This is a genomic window from Pseudoalteromonas sp. SG44-5 (genome assembly GCF_014164175.1).
Classification (GTDB): Bacteria; Pseudomonadota; Gammaproteobacteria; order Enterobacterales; family Alteromonadaceae; genus Pseudoalteromonas; species Pseudoalteromonas nigrifaciens.
The window spans coordinates 64,350-81,562 of sequence record NZ_JACJES010000005.1 but is presented as its reverse complement, the minus strand read 5'-3'; the positions used below and the strand labels follow the sequence as shown (position 1 = coordinate 81,562).

Sequence of the window (17,213 nt, the reverse complement as noted above, 5' to 3'; positions counted from 1 at the left end):
TCCTTTAATATTAGTAATTAAAAATCCAATTTCTCGATGATTTGGTTAGCAACAACTTTAGCGCTTTGCTCATCAGTGCGTACAACAAAATCAGCCACTTCTTTATATAACGGTTCGCGTTCTTCTGCTAAACGTTCTAATACATCACGAGGTGCTTCTTCTGTTTGCAGTAATGGGCGACGCTTGTCGCGTTGTGTGCGTGCAACTTGTTTTTCAATCGGTGTCTCTAGGTATACTACAATACCGCGAGCCGAAAGCTTGTTTCTAACTTCTTTACTCATTACTGAACCACCACCGGTTGCAAGTACAATACCCTGCATTTCGGTTAGATCGCCAATAACAGATTCTTCACGAAGTCTAAAGCCTTCTTCACCTTCAAGATCAAACACCCAGGCAATATCTGCACCGGTACGGCGTTCGATTTCTTGATCAGAATCAACAAATTCAAGGTGTAATTGGTCAGCGATGTGACGACCAATCGTACTTTTGCCAGCCCCCATGGGGCCAACTAGAAATATATTACGTTTCTCAGCCATATCTTTTAGTACAAACGAACTCTAAAATTTGAAATAAAACCCCGCCTAACGACCTGGCCCCAAAATTAAGGAGAGGATTATCTCAGTAATCGGTTGGGTATTTCAAGTCAATTAGCATAAAAAGCCATATAACGAGCAATTAATCTAAATAATCATCCATTAGTTAACAAAACATTAGCTTATTTTAGGGAGTATTTATTTTTCATGGTTAAAATTTGTGCAATCCAAAGTTGTATTTATCAAATTACTGATAACTTTACTACGTAATGTTATGTAAAACTCACACAGTAAAGCGCAAAATAACACTAGAGTGCACCCGAAGGGCAGCGCATGTTGGTTTTATGCTGCTATCGCATATTTTGGGAAGTAACCACACTGCATATTCTCTACTTAGTAAACTAAGTAGAGTGCTGCAAAATCAATATTCAAATATAATCACGCCCTAATCAACTTGTATCTTAGGAGTGACGAAAATCAGTAGTTCACGCTTTTCGTTAAACTCACTGGTACTTTTAAACAGTCTTCCAATGTATGGAATGTCGCCCAATAAAGGAACTTTTTTGGTCGAATTAATAATTTGCTGTTGAAAAATACCACCCAAAACAACTGTTTGGCCATTTTCTACCAGTACCTGCGTTTCAATTTGTTGCGTATCAATTGCAACCGCAGGGCCTGTTCCGGTCTGTACTGTATCACCTCGGGTATCTTGAGTGATAATTAAATTCAAAATAACTTTGTTATCAGGTGTTATATGCGGTGTTACTTCTAAGCTAAGTACTGCTTTTTTAAAGCTTACTGTTGTCGCACCACTAGAGGCTGATTCAACATAAGGTATTTCGGTACCTTGTTCAATCCTCGCCTTTTGCTGGTTAGCCGCAGTAATTCGCGGACTAGCAATAATTTCACCTTTATTTTCTTCTTCAAGCGCAGTTAGCTCTAAATCAATTAACGTACCATTAGCTAGTTTAGCAATATGCATACCTATGCTAGCTGAAGGGTTAGCAACTGGTAGGTTTACATTTAATCTATCAGACAAGCTTGGAATATTACCATTAGAGATGTTTTCAGCCCCCTCTAGGGTGCCTGAAATACCATCGGTTCCTTGCTGATCACTAAAGCCCCAACGTACCCCTAAATCTTCTGTAACGTTGTCGCGTACGGTTACCATGCGCGCTTCAATTACAACCTGCTTTACAGGTATATCTAGCGTTTCGACCATGCGGCGTACGCTTTCGATACTTTTTGCCGTATCTTTCATTAATAATGTATTGGTACGCTGATCAACCGACACACTCCCTCTTGGGGTTATAATGCTGTTAGTGTCCGTTTTTAGTAAATCTGCAAAATCTTCGGCCTTTGCATAATTTAAGCGAATGTACTCGCTGTACAAAGGCTCTAAATCTTCTACTTGTTGCTTTGCTTTTAAGTCTTTTGCTTCACGTGCTGCAAGCTCTTCTGATGGGGCTACCATTAAAATAGAGCCATCCATACGCTTATCAAGACCTTTTATTCTGAGTACCACATCAAGCGCTTGATCCCATGGCACGCCATCTAAACGTAGCGTTATATTGCCCGTTACAGAATCACTGGTTACTAAGTTAAAGTCGTTGTATCCGGCTATAATTTGCAAGACTGCACGTACCGAAATATCTTGAAAGTTCAGGGTCATTGGTCGACCTTGATATTCTTTACCACCATCAAGGTAAGCATTTTGGGTTTCGTCTTTCTCAACATTTAAGGTAAAAATATTATCTATTTGCTGATAAGTAAACGTAAATGCTGCGTTTGGCTCAATAACAATTCGGCTCAGGTTATCTTCTTTAAAGGTTTCTATATTGCTTACGATAGTACCAAAATCAAGTACATCTAATTCGTATAATAAATCATCTAAAATATCAGTGTGATGAAACTCTGCAATAATTTTACCGCCACTTTCATGTACTTCTATTGCGGCTTGAGTATCTTGCAAAAATACCAATACTTTAGCTTCGCCCTTTTCACCACGGCGAAAATCAATAGATTGAATACGATTAATGTAACTACCGCCAATGCTATCTGCAGCATCATCAGTCGTTAGCGCTTGCTCGGTTAATGGATTATCAGAGATACGCAGCGAGACCAGATTATTATTAACCTGGGTTTCATAAATTTTCAAACGCTCAAGATGTACCGTTACTTTTAAACCGTTACTTGTCATTACGCTGGTTACATTATTTATTCCAGCCAAATTAACAGCAACATCGGCTAACCCTTGATCTAACTGTGCATTGGTAAACAGCATTTCTATACGCGCTGGGCTATTGAACACTTGAATACTTGGTTGCAGGGTTAATTCTTCATCAAATACCAGTTGTAGTTCGGTTTCGCCTTTTAATAATGGATTATAGCGCACGTCATAAAGTAGCGGCTCAGCTACCGCAGTTTTGGCTATTAATAGTGTAAAAATCACTAATAAAGCTGACAATACACGATGAAGCGAACCTACATCCTTATACATATTTGTATGACCTTTTTTGTTATTAATTTGCGCCATCAATTGTCGCCTCTAACATTTCTAATTTAGTCTGACGCTCTTTCCAACAGCCAGATCCATCAGGGATTAATTCTATTAACTCAATATAGTCACTACTCACTTTTTTTACTTTTCCGTCGTAAGTGCCCAAGTAACTCCCTACGGTTACTCTATGCAGCGTTGCATCAGCAGCAGTAATAAGTGCCCATGTTTGGCTATTAGAGCCTAATGTGCCTTTCATCGCTAGATTATCTAGCGGATATTTTTCTAATGGCTCACGAACTCTATCTGGATCTGGGTGCAAACAATTTTTAATTTGCGTTAACTTATTTTGTATAATTTCAGGTTGTGGAGCTACAAATGGGCTACGCAATTGACCTGCATTGTATTCAAAATACTCAAACTGAATGAGCTCTGGTATTTTTTCCACTCTGGGGGTTGTACTTGCTTTTACCTGATCAATAAATTCTTTTTGTTCAGAAGTGTCACTATTACAGCCACTCAATAACATTGTAAAAATAGCCACTAAAGGGAGTTTATTCATTATTTAGTCCCCTCTTCGTAGCGATAAGTTTTTGCAATCACACTAAATGTTAACTGCTTTTCTCCAGATGATAAAATAGAAAAGTCATGTAAACTAACAATTCGCGGTAATTGAGCCACTTTACCTACAAACTGACCAAATTCATGGTAGGTCCCTACCACTTCTATTTTTATTGGCAGTTCGGTATAAAATTCTTTTTCAACTTCAGGCAACCAACCAATTTTTAAAAAGGTTAAGCCACTGGTAGTACCCACATAAGATAAGTCATCTAATAAGCCTGGGGTTTCATTAGAGGTTGGTAGGCGTTTTAATAGCTGAGAAAACTTATCTTCCATTTCAATCATTTGCAGCCGATAAATATCTAGTTTACTGGCTACCGCATATTTGGTGCGATAAGTAGTGCGCAGCTCCACCTCTTTGGCTAAAGCGTTATGATAACTGTCTATTTCATCCGAAACTAATAAGCTATAGCTAAAAAACAACACTAAACCCGCAATAAAAGCACCGCAAATAACTTTAACAATAACCGGCCATTCACCTATATTATCAAGTTCTATTTCATTCCAATCTATATCTTTAAAAGCTTTAAAATCAAGGTTCATCATGTACCTCGCCAATTTTATCGAATGGTTTTACATAAAATTCCATATTAAAATCACTCAACAAACGCGACGATTTATCGCCAGCAACAATACCTTGCATTACTGGGCGCTCTAATAAATAAGAACCTTGCACTTCACGTAACAAGGTTGAAAGGCGATTATTCGATTCGCTTTTTCCAAGTACATGAATTTGATTACCGCGTCGCTCTAGCTTAGTTAAATAAACCCCTGCAGGTACTATTTTTGCGACTTCATCCATAATTTGCGTGCCTAAATTACGACTCCTTTGCAGATTTTCAATTAAGCGCATACGCTGCTGCAGGTTTTCTTTTTTCTTATCTAGCTCTCTAATGTCTCTTATTTCTTTATCTAGCATACTTATTTCTGCACTAAGGTAATTGTTTTTTAGATTTTGCCCCTCTTTTAAAGCGCCATAAAATGAGCTCAATAAATACATACTCAAAAAACACAAAACAACAACTGCAATTAATGAAGTAATAAACTTCTTTTTTGAGTCTTCACGCTGTAGTTCACGCCAAGGCAGTAAATTTATATGTGGCATGATGAAAAGCTCCTCAAAGCGAGTCCTGTTGCAATAGCAAATTGCGTGCGATGACGCTGTAATACATTACGGTCAACTCTAGGAGATATTTCCATATTTACAAATGGCTCGGCTACAATTGTGTGTATACCTAACTCTTCGACTAATAAGCGCTCAAAACCGCTAATCATAGCTGTACCACCGGTTAATACAATATAATCTAGCTGATCTTTACCCGTGGTGGTTAAAAACATTTGCACCGCGCGGCGCACTTGTTGTAGCAAGGCTGTTTGAAAAGGTGCAAGTACTTCAAAGGTATAATTTGGTGGTAAGTCGCCGGTTGCTTTACCAATTTCAGCTTCATCAAAGCCTTTATTATAATAGGCAACAATACTATTAGTGTATTGATCGCCACCAAACACTTGGTCGCGGGTATAAATTGTATCGCCCGCTTGCACTACACTTACGAGTGTTAATACCGCGCCAATATCAACAATTGCAACGCACTTATTAAATGCATCACTTGGTAACTGTTGATAGTACACATCCATTGCTCGGCTTAATGCGTAGCTTTCTACGTCAACCACTTTAGCAACTAAGTTAGCCGCTTCTAACGCGCCAACACGTGCTTCAACGCTTTCAGTACGCGCAGCCGAAAGCAATACATTCATTTTACTAGGATCGGCGGCATTGGTTGATAGCTTTTCAAAATCAAGATTAACTTCATCTAATGGATAAGGAATTAAGCTGTCTGCTTCAATTTCAATTTGCGATTCTAATTCAGCGTCACTTAAGGTGACATCCATGAAAATCACCTTGGTGATTACGGTCTGGCCTGAAACAGCCACCGCAGCTTCTTTTAGTGATTTAGGTAATTTTCGTTTTAATTTAGTTATTACATTACCAATTGCTTCAATATCTTGAATAGTACGCTCACTCATGGCGCCTTTTGGCATAGGTTCAATTGCAAGTGCTTCTAATCGAAGCCCAGTGTCTGTTTCACTTAACAGTACAGCTTTGATAGAGTGCGATCCTATATCAATGCCTACCATCATCGGCGATGGCTTTTTAAATAGTTGACTTAGCATGTTTGCAACTTTGCCTTTGTTTTAATAATAAACAAGTTATAATTCTTATCTGAAAAAATACTATTCATTTTTTAATCAATATATACTAGCAGCCTCAACTTGTAATTGGGAGTCCATTTAGGGAAATATCAGTGATTTTATTAAAAAGAACTTTACAATTTTTTATCATTTGCACATTATTTGGACTGATCACTTTGTTCAGCCTTTATTATTACGTTAAACCTGATATCCCAAGTGTGCAAGTTTTAAAAGACGTGCAATTACAAACTCCTATGCAAGTATTCACTAAAGATGGTCTGTTGATCAATCAATTTGGTGAAAAACGACGAATTCCGGTCACAATAGACCAAATACCACAACCCCTCATTAATGCATTTTTAGCCACCGAAGACAGCCGCTTTTATGATCACCTTGGTATTGACCCAATAGGTATAGTCCGCTCTGCGCTTGTACTTATATCTACCGGAGAGAAAAAACAAGGCGCTAGTACTATTACTATGCAGCTAGCACGTAATTTTTTCTTAACCCGCGAAAAAGCCTACATTCGTAAAGTAAAAGAAATTTTTATCGCGATACATATTGAAAACTTATTAAGCAAAAACGAAATTCTTGAGCTGTATTTAAATAAAATTGAATTAGGTAATAGGGCGTTTGGTATTGGTGCAGCAGCGCAAGTTTATTACGGTAAAGAACTAAAAGACTTAACCCTTGCGCAAATGGCAATGATTGCCGGCCTGCCAAAAGCACCTTCAGCGCTTAATCCTATTCGCAATCCAGTGCGTGCTAAAGCGCGTCGTAATGTCGTACTTGGTAGAATGTTGTCTGAACGTTATATAACCCAAAGCGAATATGAAGAGACTATTAATCAACCTATAACGGCCGTTTTTCATGGCGCTGAAATAGATTTATACGCACCTTATATATCTGAAATGGTGCGTGCAGAAATGGTTGCTAAATACGGTATTGATAAAGCGTATAACTCTGGCTTTAAAATATTTACCTCGGTAGAGTCCCACGTTCAACAAGCTGCGCAAACGGCTTTAGTAAATAACTTACATAGTTACGATATGCGCCACGGTTTTAGAGGTCCAGAGCGTTTATTATGGGATGCGCAAACACAACCAGCATTAAGCCAAGCGCAAATTCTTAACCAGCTAAAAGACGTAAAACAGCTTGGCGACTTACAAGCAGCAGTGGTATTGGCAGTTAACGAAAAAACAGCCGACGTTTTACTAAAAAATGGTGAACTGGCAACACTTACATGGGATAACTTAAAGTGGGCACGTAAATATATTACGCGTTACCGCCAAAGTTTTGCTCCTAAAGCTGCAACTGAAATATTAGTACCAGGTGCACAAATATGGCTACGTAAAAACGACGATAATAATTATTTATTGAGTCAAATTCCTGAAGCCTCTAGTGCCATTGTGTCTTTAGACCCTCAAGATGGCCGTATTAAAGCAATTGTTGGTGGTTATAGTTTTGAGCAAAGCCAGTACAACCGTGCAGTGCAAGCTAAACGCCAAGTCGGCTCAAACATTAAACCCTTTATTTACTCTGCAGCTCTGGAAAAAGGCTACACTTTAGCATCCATTTTAAACGACGCTCCAATTAATCAATGGGATAAAAGCCAAGGTATTGCATGGCGCCCAAAAAACAGCCCTGCAGTTTATAATGGCCCAATTCGTATTCGCCGCGCATTGGCGCAATCTAAAAACGTTATTTCGGTTCGTCTTCTACGTGGTGTAGGCTTGCAACGTACTGCCGATCATTTACTCAAATTTGGTTTTGATAATAAAGACATTAACCGCAGTGAATCCTTAGCGCTTGGTAGTGCTTCCATTTCTCCATTAGAACTTGCTCGTGGTATGAGCGCGTTTGCTAATGGCGGGCATTTAATAGAACCGTATTTTATATCTGAAATTCAAGATGCCTTTGGTACAGTGTTATTTAAAGCAAACCCAGCCCTAGCCTGCGATGAGAACACGCAGCCCCTCGCTATCGAAAATAACAGCAGCCTAACGATAGAAAATACTGAGCAAGGTGAAAAAGCGCAGCAAACAGTGCAATGTGCCCCACGTATTATTTCTAAACAAAATGCTTTTTTAATTGCAGACGCTATGAACAGCGCAATTTGGGGCGGCGGAAGCTGGAGCAATAAAACAGGCTGGACGGGGACTGCATGGCGAGCACAGCGTTTAGGGCGTCGTGATTTATCGGGTAAAACAGGTACCACAAACGATTCTGTTGACACTTGGTTTAGTGGTTTTAACCGCAATGTACTCACCTCAGTATGGGTTGGCTTTGACAACCCTGGCAATACTCTAGGTCGTTCTGCTTATAACAACAACCTTGATAGTGGTCAAATAACAGGGGCTGAATCGGGCGCTAAAACAGCTCAACCCGCATGGAATGAATTTATGAGGGCAGCTCTTGATGGGCAACCAGAAGCGCCAATTGAACCACCTGAAGGATTAGTTTCTATTCGTATTGATTTAGCGACTGGCTTATTAAGCCACAAAAATGATTACACTAGCCGCTTTGAATACTTTGAAAAAGGCACTACCCCAACTAGTTATGTGCTTTCGCAGCCAAGCGATATTTTTGAAGAAAACACCAAAACAGAAGAAGAGCTATTTTAACCATAAGCACACCTCTCATTAGCTAAATGATTAATTACGCTAAAAAAAACGGCAACCTTTTTAGGTTGCCGTTTTTTGTTTTATTTAATTATTACTTTAAGTTTTTTATCAGCCAATATAAGTCAGAATGAACGCCTGCTGCAGTCACTTCCTTACCAGCACCTGGGCCTTGTATAATCAAGGCATTATTGCTGTACCACTGGCTGTTAATAACAAAAATATTATCACCCGGGGTTAAGTTTGCTAATGCGTCATTGGGCGTAACATACGCTAACCCTACTTTGGCCGTTACGCTATCGTGCTCAATACTCAGTAAACCTGTATAACGAAGTACCGCGTTTTGTAATTTTGCATTGCGTGCATGCTCTTCAATAAAAGTGTCGAGCTTATGTTTATTAGCTAAAAAGTCATCCCAACTACCTAGTGCTAGCTCATCGGGCATTAACGGCGCTAAGGCAATGTCGTTAAGGTCTAATTCAACCCCTAACTCTCGCGCTAAAATAAGTAGCTTACGCTGCATATCTCGCCCCGATAAATCTTCGCGCGGATCGGGTTCAGTAAAACCCATTTGTTGCGCTTCAAGTAATAACTCAGAAAATGCAGTTGCGCCATTATACATACTACATAACCACGATAACGTACCCGAAAAAACACCTTCTATACGTGTTATTTTATCGCCACTGTTTTGTAAATCTGCAAGGGCAAAATTAATTGGTAAACCGGCACCCACACTAGCGTTATAGCGCCAATATAAATTGCGCTGCGCAATATTGTGCTGCAACGCTTTATACCAAGGAGTTGGCGCGGTACCAGCATACTTATTAGCACTAATTAAATGACAATCAAGCGCAACAAAATCTGGGTATAACTGACTAAATTGCTCGCTGGCGGTTATATCTATAACCACTTTATGCTCGTAATCAAGCTGGCCAATAGCGGTTAATAAATCTTGGCTGCTATAGTCAACAGCCTCTAACTGCCATTGGTTCTTCCAGTGCTGTACATTTATGCCGCTGGGATTAAATAGCAGTTTTTGCGAACGTGCTAATCCCACTAACTTAATATTAAAGTCGGTTGATAAGCGTGCTAGCTGCGCCGATAGTTGGCTAACAAATACATCCCCTACGTTACCAAGCCCTGCCACTATTAAGGCAATTTCTTGGCCTTTAGTGATCAGTTTATCGTGCAGCACATTAAGCACATCACTATCAATAAGCTGATCCGTCAGTAGCAATACATAACCACTATCTTGATGCACAAAGCGAGGTTCAATATTATGCAAATTGAGCAACTCGCGTGCCTGAGTACTCAATAAGTTTATATCTTGCTCAGGAGCAACTAGCGCGCAACCATGTAGGTTAGACTCGCTAATATTGGCTCTTCCTGCAAAGTAACTAACTACTTGATGGGTCGCTACTGCAGGTACTATTAGGTAAGTTTCACCCGCGCTACTAAAATGATGCAAACTATGTTGAATAAGCTGGCTAACCTGAGTTACCTCACCCTCAACTAGCCCTTCAACACTAAGTAAATCTATATTTTCTAATGTAGTAATAAAGCGTTTTTGTTTTACACAGCCCTCTTTCACTACATTTGTTGAGCTTGCTTGCACGTCAAAACTACTGCGCACCGCAAGCTTTATATCGGTATTTTTAAGTGGCGATAATGTTTTAGCGTGTAAAACGGGGTTACCTAATCTTGCCAATAAGTTAGCTTGCGCTCTACATACCTTAGCGTATTTAATGGCCTTGTTAACTTTACGTGGGTCGGTACTAAATATCCCTTGTGTATCGGTCCAAATATATACTTGTTTAGCATTGCAATAACTTGCCAATAAGGTTGCACTGTAATCACTACCATTGCGACCAAGAGTGACCGTATCGCCTTGGGTATTAGCCGCAATAAACCCTGTTACCACGTTAATTTTGTGCTGGCTAATAAGCTCACTACACTGCTGCGTATTTTGGCTATGCAATAATTGTCCATCACTTAGCGTAAACAAGCCTCTTGCGTCTTGCATGCATGCAGCAACATTAAGTTGCTGTAAATACGCTGCGAGCAAACGAGCTGACCACAACTCACCATGGGCGAGTAGCGCCGCTTCTTGCAACTGCTCAGTACTCGCTAATTTAGCAACTAAACTTAGCTCTTCATTTAGAGTGGTTAAGGCGCTGCGCTTTAAATCGCCCTGCAGTAGCTGCGTTATTAAATCACTTTGATGATTGTTTAATTGCAATACAATATCAGCGAGCGCTTGAGTATCGTGCTGCTGATAACTTTGCCACAGTTTTACTAATGTATCTGTGGTTTTTCCTGCAGCCGATACCACTACACAATCACCGGGCTGAGCTTGCCCTAAAATTATTTTTGCAACGCTTTTATAGCGCTCGGCTGAGCTTAAACTCGAACCACCAAATTTATGAATATTATTAGTCATATTAATTACCACAACGCCGGGTGAGCAGCGCTCAATTTAACATTACTACTTGCGCTAGCACCTGCTTTACCTGCGTTATTGTGCTGACCTGGTTGCACTAAATTAAATACCCGATCAAAGTCTGCTAATAAATCTGCTACATCTTCAATACCTACCGACACACGAATAAGCGTATCGCCAACGCCAGCGGCTAAACGAGCCTCGGCTTCCATTCCTGCATGCGTCATTGTTGCTGGGTGGCATATTAAGCTCTCTACGCCACCTAAAGATTCAGCTAAGCTAAATGTTTTAAGGTTTGTTAAAAATGCAGCTGCGTCATTTACATCACCTTTAATGTCAAAACTAACCATGCCACCAAAACCAAGTTGCTGTGCTTTAGCCAATTCATGTTGTGGATGCGACTCTAGCCCCGGGTAATATACTTGGCTAACAAATTTTGAGCTTTCAAGGTACTTAGCAATAGCTAAGGCATTTTCTTGATGCTGCCGTAAGCGTACATTTAAAGTACGCAAGCCACGCAAAGTTAAGTAACTATCAAACGGTGCCCCCGTTATACCAATATTATTTGCCCACCAAGCCAGTTCTTCACCTAGTTCGTCAGTTGCAGCAATAACCGCACCGCCAACCACGTCTGAGTGGCCATTTATGTACTTAGTGGTTGAGTGCACCACAATATCAACGCCAAATTTAATCGGGTTTTGTAATGCAGGCGATAAAAAAGTGTTATCTGCGGCTACCAAAGCACCGCATTGTTTCGCAATATCGGTTACTGCTTTAATATCAGTTAAACGTAAAATAGGGTTACTAGGGGTTTCTATCCAAATTAACTTAGGTTTGATTACTAAAATTTGCTGCAAACTTTCTGGTTTAGTTAAATCTAACACTTCGAGTTTTAATAGGCCGCGCTTTTGTAATGAGGTAAATAAGCGATAGCTGCCGCCATAACAATCATGGGGGATCACTAACGTATCGTCACTATTAAGCAGCTGAGTGGCTAAATGTACGGCAGCCATTCCTGTTGCAGTAATAATGCCGCGAGCACCACCTTCGAGTTCGCTGAGTGCTTGGGCTAAAGTATCACGATTTGGATTACCACTGCGGCCATAGTCATATTGACGTTTTGTATCAAAGTCGGCAAACGAATAAGTGGTTGATAAATACAGCGGAGGCACAACCGCGCCATGGTGCTTATCAGCATCGACACCACTGCGAACTGCAATTGTCGCTTTATTTTTTTCACTCATATTTATTACCTGCTTTATTTAGATGTTTAGACGTCTAAAACAGTAATTCATTCAACTTAAGAAGTCAAAACATTTAAACACCTAGCCATCTGTGCAACAAGTATTTGACTAATTTGTTTAAATCGATAGAATTTCACGCATATTCGCGCTATTTTTTAGTAGGGTGAGCAATTAATAATCTGAGGCAACGATACATCTTATGGCAAAATGGAATGGCGAGTATATTCACCCATACGCAGAACACGGGAAAAAATCAGAGCAAGTTAAAAAGATCACCGTTTCGATCCCGCTAAATGTATTAAAAGTACTAACCGATGAACGCACCCGTAGGCAAATTAATAACTTACGCCATGCAACTAATAGCGAGCTATTATGTGAAGCATTTTTGCATGCGTTTACTGGGCAACCGTTACCTAACGATGATGATTTACGTAAAGATAACGCCGAAAAAGTGCCTGAAGAAGTGAAAAAAATAATGCAAGAAATGGGCTTAGAAGTTCCTGTTTTAAACGAAGACTAAACAGCGGCTTTTAAACAAAAAAACCTCAGCCATGCTGAGGTTTTTTTATGGCTATAAATTACACTGAAGTAACTTAATACCGAGCAACATAATGCTGCTTATTCCATATAGTTTGCTGGCAGCTCTATTTGCGCTACGCCTGAAGCAATGGCTGCTAATGCAACTGCTTTAGCAATACGCGGCAATAAACGCGGGTCCATAGGCTTAGGAATAATATACTCTGCACCAAACGCTAGCTTATCGACACCGGCAGCTTTTAGTACTTCTGGTGGAACCGGCTCTTTGGCAATACTACGAATAGCTTCAACTGCTGCAATTTTCATTTCATCGTTAATTTCACTAGCACGCACATCAAGTGCACCACGGAAAATAAACGGAAAACACAACACGTTATTAACTTGGTTAGGGTAATCTGAGCGCCCTGTTGCCATAATTAAATCGCTTCGTGCGCCGTGTGCCAGTGCCGGATCAATCTCTGGATCTGGGTTCGAACAAGCAAATACGACTGGCTTTGCTGCCATTAATTTTAAATCATCGGCCGATAATAAGTTAGGGCCCGACACACCAACAAATACGTCAGCATCTTCAATTACATCTTGTAATGTACGCTTATCGGTATTGTTAGCAAATAACTGTTTGTACTCGTTTAAATCATCACGGCGAGTGTGAATAACACCTTTACGATCAAGCATATAAATATGTTCACGCAGTGCACCACACTTAATTAATAACTCCATACAAGCAATCGCTGCAGCGCCGGCACCTAAACATACAATAACTGCATCTTCAATATCTTTGCCTTGCACTTCCAGCGCATTTATCATGCCTGCAGCCGTTACAATAGCCGTGCCGTGCTGATCATCATGAAAAACAGGAATACTACAGCGTTCAATAAGCGCCTTTTCAATTTCAAAACACTCTGGTGCTTTAATATCTTCAAGGTTAATACCGCCAAAAGTATCAGCAATATTAGCCACAGTATTTATAAAGTCTTCGGTGGTGCGGTGTTTTACTTCAATATCAATTGAGTCAATGCCTGCAAAACGTTTAAACAACAACGCCTTGCCTTCCATTACCGGTTTTGACGCTAAAGGCCCTAAATTTCCTAAACCTAAAATAGCAGTACCATTGGTGATCACTGCAACCAAATTACCTTTACCTGTGTACTTATAGGCATTTACAGGGTCAGCAGCAATTTCACGCACCGGCTCAGCTACACCGGGGCTATAAGCTAAAGCGAGATCATGAGCCGTTTCTGCAGGCTTGGTTAGCTCAATGCTGATTTTACCTGGAACGGGGTGAGAGTGATAATGTAGTGCTTGTTCACGAAAGTCCGACATAACGCGATTATATCCTGCAATTTAAGTTAAAGTGAGAGGGAGTAAAGCGACACTTAACATGCCTTAAAGTACGATACCCTTATTATTTTTAAATTCCAAGCAATATCAGGTCTATCCTGTTATATGCTAGATCTGTTAATTTTAAGCGAATTTTCAGCAACTTCGATAAAAACATCGCTACTTTTCATAAATATAAATTGTGCTAAAAGGCACTTTTCAAGCTTATTTTAGTTAAAAGTATTATTCACAAAACAGCGTTTTTAAAATGTGAATAAAATCAGCTAAAAGCGATTATTTATTCTGCTTTAACAACACATAGCTTCATGTTGGCTACTTTTAGAAACCGAGTTTAAAATTTAGCTATTAAAAATATAGAGAATATTAGGTCATTTGTCTGCAAAGGTTTATGCATACCGAGAATAAGAACAGGAAATAGTTATGCAAAAGCAATAAACTTAAAACTAGCGAGGTTAGGGGGAAGTTAGAGGATTTTTAGGCATAAAAAAAGCATCCTAAGATGCTTTTTTTAACTAAATAGCAATAATTACTTTTTGCTACCAAGTGCACCGAAACGCTTGTTGAAACGATCAACACGTCCGCCAGTGTCTAAAATCTTTTGCTTACCAGTGTAAAACGGGTGACACGCAGAACAAACGTCTAGGTGAATATTTTTACACAGAGTAGAGCTAGTTTCGAATTCGTTTCCACATGAACAAGTTGCAGAAATTACTTCGTACTTAGGGTGAATACCTTCTTTCATAGAAACCTCTAGTTAAGGCCGCATCGCTCTCCAAACCCGGAGTCTGGCACCATACGTCGTTAAAACAAATTTATTGGTGGCGGATTTTATCCAACAACCATCAAGCACACAAGCATTAATTAGTATTTTTGCTAAAAAAACAACCATTTTGAGTAAACAAGGTTATTTGGTAGTAGGTTTTTAGCTGTATTTTTAGTACATTAGGGCCAAGTATTAGCACGCCCTCCCCCATTATTTTTTTAACAGTTGAGTTACTATGTATTTTGTTGAAGTTGCTATAAAAGTTCCACTACCGCGCACCTTTGATTATAAAGTAGATAGCCAGCTTGGTGAAGCTTCTGCGCCATTAAAACCCGGAATGCGGGTGTTAGTACCCTTTGGTAATCAACGTAAAGTAGCCGTGGTTTTAGCGCTTAAAACAACAACCGAAGTGCCTGAAAACAAAATAAAGGCAATTTTTGAAATTATCGACGATACGCCAATTTTATCTGCAGAGCACATAGAGTTACTGCGCTTTACTGCCCGTTATTATTACTACCCGCTGGGTGAAACCATTCATATTGCATTGCCAAGCGCACTACGCCAAGGCGAATCGCCTGATAAAACCAGCATTAATATGGTAGCCCTAACGGAAAAAGGCGCGCTGCTGCCGTCATTAAAAGCTAAGACTCAACTTAATTTACTAAAGCAGCTATCGCAATCAGGCAAGTCGTCATTAACCGAGTTAAAAGCTTTGGGCTTTAGTAAAAAAACCATTGATAGCTTAATAGATAAGGCACTCATAACGCAGTCAATTGAGCATGATAACCACTGGCAAAGTGTAGCCCCAACAGTGGGTAGCAAACCAACACTTAACAAAGAGCAAGCGGTTGCCTGCACCACAATTAATCAAAGCAGCGGTTTTAGCAGCTTTTTATTAGAAGGTGTAACCGGTAGCGGCAAAACAGAAGTGTACTTACAATGTTTAGAAGAAGTACTAAAGCGCGGCGAACAAGCACTAGTATTAGTGCCCGAAATAGGCTTAACCCCGCAAACCGTTAACCGCTTTCGCCGCCGCTTTCCCGACACCCCCATTATGCTTTGGCATTCAGCTTTAACCGATAATGAACGCTTACAAACCTGGCGTTTTTGCGAAAAAGCCAGCTGCGCCATAGTAATAGGCACACGTTCGAGTATTTTTCTGCCATTTTTAAAGCTCGGCATGATAGTGGTTGATGAAGAACATGACTCGTCTTTTAAACAGCAAGACACGCTGCGCTACCATGCCCGTGATTTAGCTGCGTATCGTGCATATCAGCATAAAATTCCGCTTATATTAGGCAGTGCAACACCGGCACTCGAAACCCTGCACAAAGCAATTAATAATAAATACCAACTACTGAGCCTTACTGAGCGCGCGCAAACCGCTACCGATAACCAATTTAAATTACTCGATATGAAAGGCCAGCCCGACCAAGCAGGCATTGCCCATGCCAGCCTTGCTACCATGCGCCAACATTTAAAACGTGGCAAACAAGTGATGGTGTTTTTAAATCGTCGTGGATTTTCGCCCACGTTAATTTGCCATGAATGTGGCTGGTTAAGCGAATGCAAGCGTTGCAGCACCAGTGCCACTTTTCATAAAGCTATTGGGCAAATGATTTGCCATCACTGTGGCGATCAATATCATGTTCCACACCAATGCCCCGACTGCGGTAGCACGCAAATTTTTCCTAATGGTAAAGGCACTGAGCAAATAGAAGAGTTTTTATCGAGTGAATTTCCACAAACCCCTGTTACACGTATCGACCGCGACTCTACTCGTCGTAAAGGCAGCCTTGAAAAAGCACTGGATGAAATAAACCTAGGCGGCGCGCGCATTTTAGTGGGCACGCAAATGTTGGCTAAAGGGCATCACTTTGCCGATGTAAGTTTAGTGGTTATTTTAGACGTAGACAGCGGCTTATACTCCTGTGATTTTAGAGCAACTGAGCATTTAGCCCAACTTGTTACGCAAGTGGCCGGGCGTGCTGGGCGCTCAGGTGAGGCAGGCCAAGTGTTATTGCAAACACATTTTCCTGAGCACCCACTATTACAAGATTTGGTTAATAATGGTTATCAGGATTTTGCTCGCTTTGCACTGCGTGAACGTGAAGATGCAGACCTACCACCAATCACAAATATGGCCATTGTTCGCGCCCAAGGACACAATATAAAACAAGTCGTCGATTTTTTGACAGATTTGGTTCCAGTAAGCGGGGTAACTGGTATACAATTGCTCGGTCCAATACCTGCTCCTCTTGAAAAAGTAGCAGGTATGTATCGTTTTCAATTACACATTCAAGCGCAAGATCGCCGCGTATTGCACCAATATCTTGCGCAAATGGTTGATTATCTAAGCACTAGCAAACTTGCACAAAAAGTACGCTGGAGCCTAGACGTAGACCCTATAGACATGATTTAGGTTA

General features: G+C 40.3%; 13 protein-coding genes. 3 read left to right on the top strand and 10 right to left on the bottom strand.

Annotated features, from left to right (window positions below; translation table 11 throughout):
• Positions 1-17: 17 nt before the first annotated feature.
• The 6 genes from aroK to H5079_RS08025 form a co-directional block, all read right to left on the bottom strand.
• On the bottom strand, positions 18-536 hold the full coding sequence (aroK, locus tag H5079_RS08050) for a shikimate kinase AroK (protein WP_008466255.1): 519 nt from the start codon (positions 534-536) through the stop codon (positions 18-20).
• 442 nt (positions 537-978) lie between these two features.
• The gene (locus tag H5079_RS08045; protein ID WP_182683867.1) at positions 979-3,069 is read right to left on the bottom strand and encodes a type IV pilus secretin PilQ; all 2,091 of its coding nucleotides are present in this window, start codon (positions 3,067-3,069) and stop codon (positions 979-981) included.
• Entirely contained in the window at positions 3,056-3,592 is a 537-nt protein-coding gene (locus tag H5079_RS08040; RefSeq protein WP_011329361.1) for a pilus assembly protein PilP, read from the bottom strand. The genes H5079_RS08045 and H5079_RS08040 overlap by 14 nt, the downstream gene beginning before the upstream one ends.
• Positions 3,592-4,194, bottom strand: coding sequence for a type 4a pilus biogenesis protein PilO (locus tag H5079_RS08035; protein WP_182683908.1), 603 nt, complete (start codon positions 4,192-4,194; stop codon positions 3,592-3,594). Before H5079_RS08035 ends, H5079_RS08040 begins: the two co-directional genes overlap by 1 nt.
• Positions 4,184-4,756 (bottom strand): PilN domain-containing protein, encoded by a 573-nt coding sequence (locus H5079_RS08030; protein WP_011329363.1) that lies wholly within the window; start codon positions 4,754-4,756, stop codon positions 4,184-4,186. Before H5079_RS08030 ends, H5079_RS08035 begins: the two co-directional genes overlap by 11 nt.
• Positions 4,744-5,823 carry a pilus assembly protein PilM gene (locus tag H5079_RS08025; protein WP_182683866.1) on the bottom strand — a complete coding sequence of 360 codons (1,080 nt, stop codon included), beginning with the start codon at positions 5,821-5,823 and terminating at the stop codon, positions 4,744-4,746. Before H5079_RS08025 ends, H5079_RS08030 begins: the two co-directional genes overlap by 13 nt.
• A 131-nt stretch (positions 5,824-5,954) precedes the next feature.
• On the opposite strand from H5079_RS08025, the gene H5079_RS08020 reads away from it, so the two are divergent.
• On the top strand, positions 5,955-8,465 hold the full coding sequence (locus H5079_RS08020) for a penicillin-binding protein 1A (RefSeq protein WP_011329365.1): 2,511 nt from the start codon (positions 5,955-5,957) through the stop codon (positions 8,463-8,465).
• A gap of 91 nt (positions 8,466-8,556) precedes the next feature.
• Here H5079_RS08020 and H5079_RS08015 read toward each other — a convergent pair whose 3' ends face one another.
• Together H5079_RS08015 and metB are read right to left on the bottom strand one after the other, a co-directional pair.
• The gene (locus H5079_RS08015; RefSeq protein WP_179808007.1) at positions 8,557-10,902 is read right to left on the bottom strand and encodes a bifunctional aspartate kinase/homoserine dehydrogenase II; all 2,346 of its coding nucleotides are present in this window, start codon (positions 10,900-10,902) and stop codon (positions 8,557-8,559) included.
• 5 nt (positions 10,903-10,907) lie between these two features.
• Entirely contained in the window at positions 10,908-12,146 is a 1,239-nt protein-coding gene (metB, locus tag H5079_RS08010) for a cystathionine gamma-synthase (protein ID WP_011329367.1), read from the bottom strand.
• Between the two features lie 199 nt (positions 12,147-12,345).
• Here metB and metJ point away from each other — a divergent pair, with 199 nt between their 5' ends.
• A complete protein-coding gene (gene metJ, locus H5079_RS08005; RefSeq protein ID WP_006793094.1) occupies positions 12,346-12,666 on the top strand; it encodes a met regulon transcriptional regulator MetJ in 321 nt (106 codons plus the stop codon).
• Positions 12,667-12,764: 98 nt separating this feature from the next.
• On the opposite strand, the gene H5079_RS08000 is transcribed toward metJ, so the two are convergent.
• Together H5079_RS08000 and rpmE are read right to left on the bottom strand one after the other, a co-directional pair.
• Complete coding sequence (locus H5079_RS08000; RefSeq protein ID WP_011329368.1) at positions 12,765-14,006, bottom strand: malic enzyme-like NAD(P)-binding protein; 1,242 nt, start codon at positions 14,004-14,006, stop codon at positions 12,765-12,767.
• Positions 14,007-14,550: 544 nt separating this feature from the next.
• The gene (rpmE, locus tag H5079_RS07995) at positions 14,551-14,766 is read right to left on the bottom strand and encodes a 50S ribosomal protein L31 (protein ID WP_011329369.1); all 216 of its coding nucleotides are present in this window, start codon (positions 14,764-14,766) and stop codon (positions 14,551-14,553) included.
• 256 nt (positions 14,767-15,022) lie between these two features.
• On the opposite strand from rpmE, the gene priA reads away from it, so the two are divergent.
• On the top strand, positions 15,023-17,209 hold the full coding sequence (priA, locus tag H5079_RS07990; RefSeq protein ID WP_182683865.1) for a primosomal protein N': 2,187 nt from the start codon (positions 15,023-15,025) through the stop codon (positions 17,207-17,209).
• The last annotated feature ends 4 nt before the right edge of the window (positions 17,210-17,213 follow it).

Coding starts and splice junctions, on each gene's coding strand:
- aroK (WP_008466255.1), bottom strand. CDS start 536: ATGGCTGAGAAACGTAATATATTTCTAGTTGGCCCCATGGGGGCTGGC.
- H5079_RS08045 (WP_182683867.1), bottom strand. CDS start 3,069: ATGGCGCAAATTAATAACAAAAAAGGTCATACAAATATGTATAAGGAT.
- H5079_RS08040 (WP_011329361.1), bottom strand. CDS start 3,592: ATGAATAAACTCCCTTTAGTGGCTATTTTTACAATGTTATTGAGTGGC.
- H5079_RS08035 (WP_182683908.1), bottom strand. CDS start 4,194: ATGAACCTTGATTTTAAAGCTTTTAAAGATATAGATTGGAATGAAATA.
- H5079_RS08030 (WP_011329363.1), bottom strand. CDS start 4,756: ATGCCACATATAAATTTACTGCCTTGGCGTGAACTACAGCGTGAAGAC.
- H5079_RS08025 (WP_182683866.1), bottom strand. CDS start 5,823: ATGCTAAGTCAACTATTTAAAAAGCCATCGCCGATGATGGTAGGCATT.
- H5079_RS08015 (WP_179808007.1), bottom strand. CDS start 10,902: ATGACTAATAATATTCATAAATTTGGTGGTTCGAGTTTAAGCTCAGCC.
- metB (WP_011329367.1), bottom strand. CDS start 12,146: ATGAGTGAAAAAAATAAAGCGACAATTGCAGTTCGCAGTGGTGTCGAT.
- metJ (WP_006793094.1), top strand. CDS start 12,346: ATGGCAAAATGGAATGGCGAGTATATTCACCCATACGCAGAACACGGG.
- H5079_RS08000 (WP_011329368.1), bottom strand. CDS start 14,006: ATGTCGGACTTTCGTGAACAAGCACTACATTATCACTCTCACCCCGTT.
- rpmE (WP_011329369.1), bottom strand. CDS start 14,766: ATGAAAGAAGGTATTCACCCTAAGTACGAAGTAATTTCTGCAACTTGT.
- priA (WP_182683865.1), top strand. CDS start 15,023: ATGTATTTTGTTGAAGTTGCTATAAAAGTTCCACTACCGCGCACCTTT.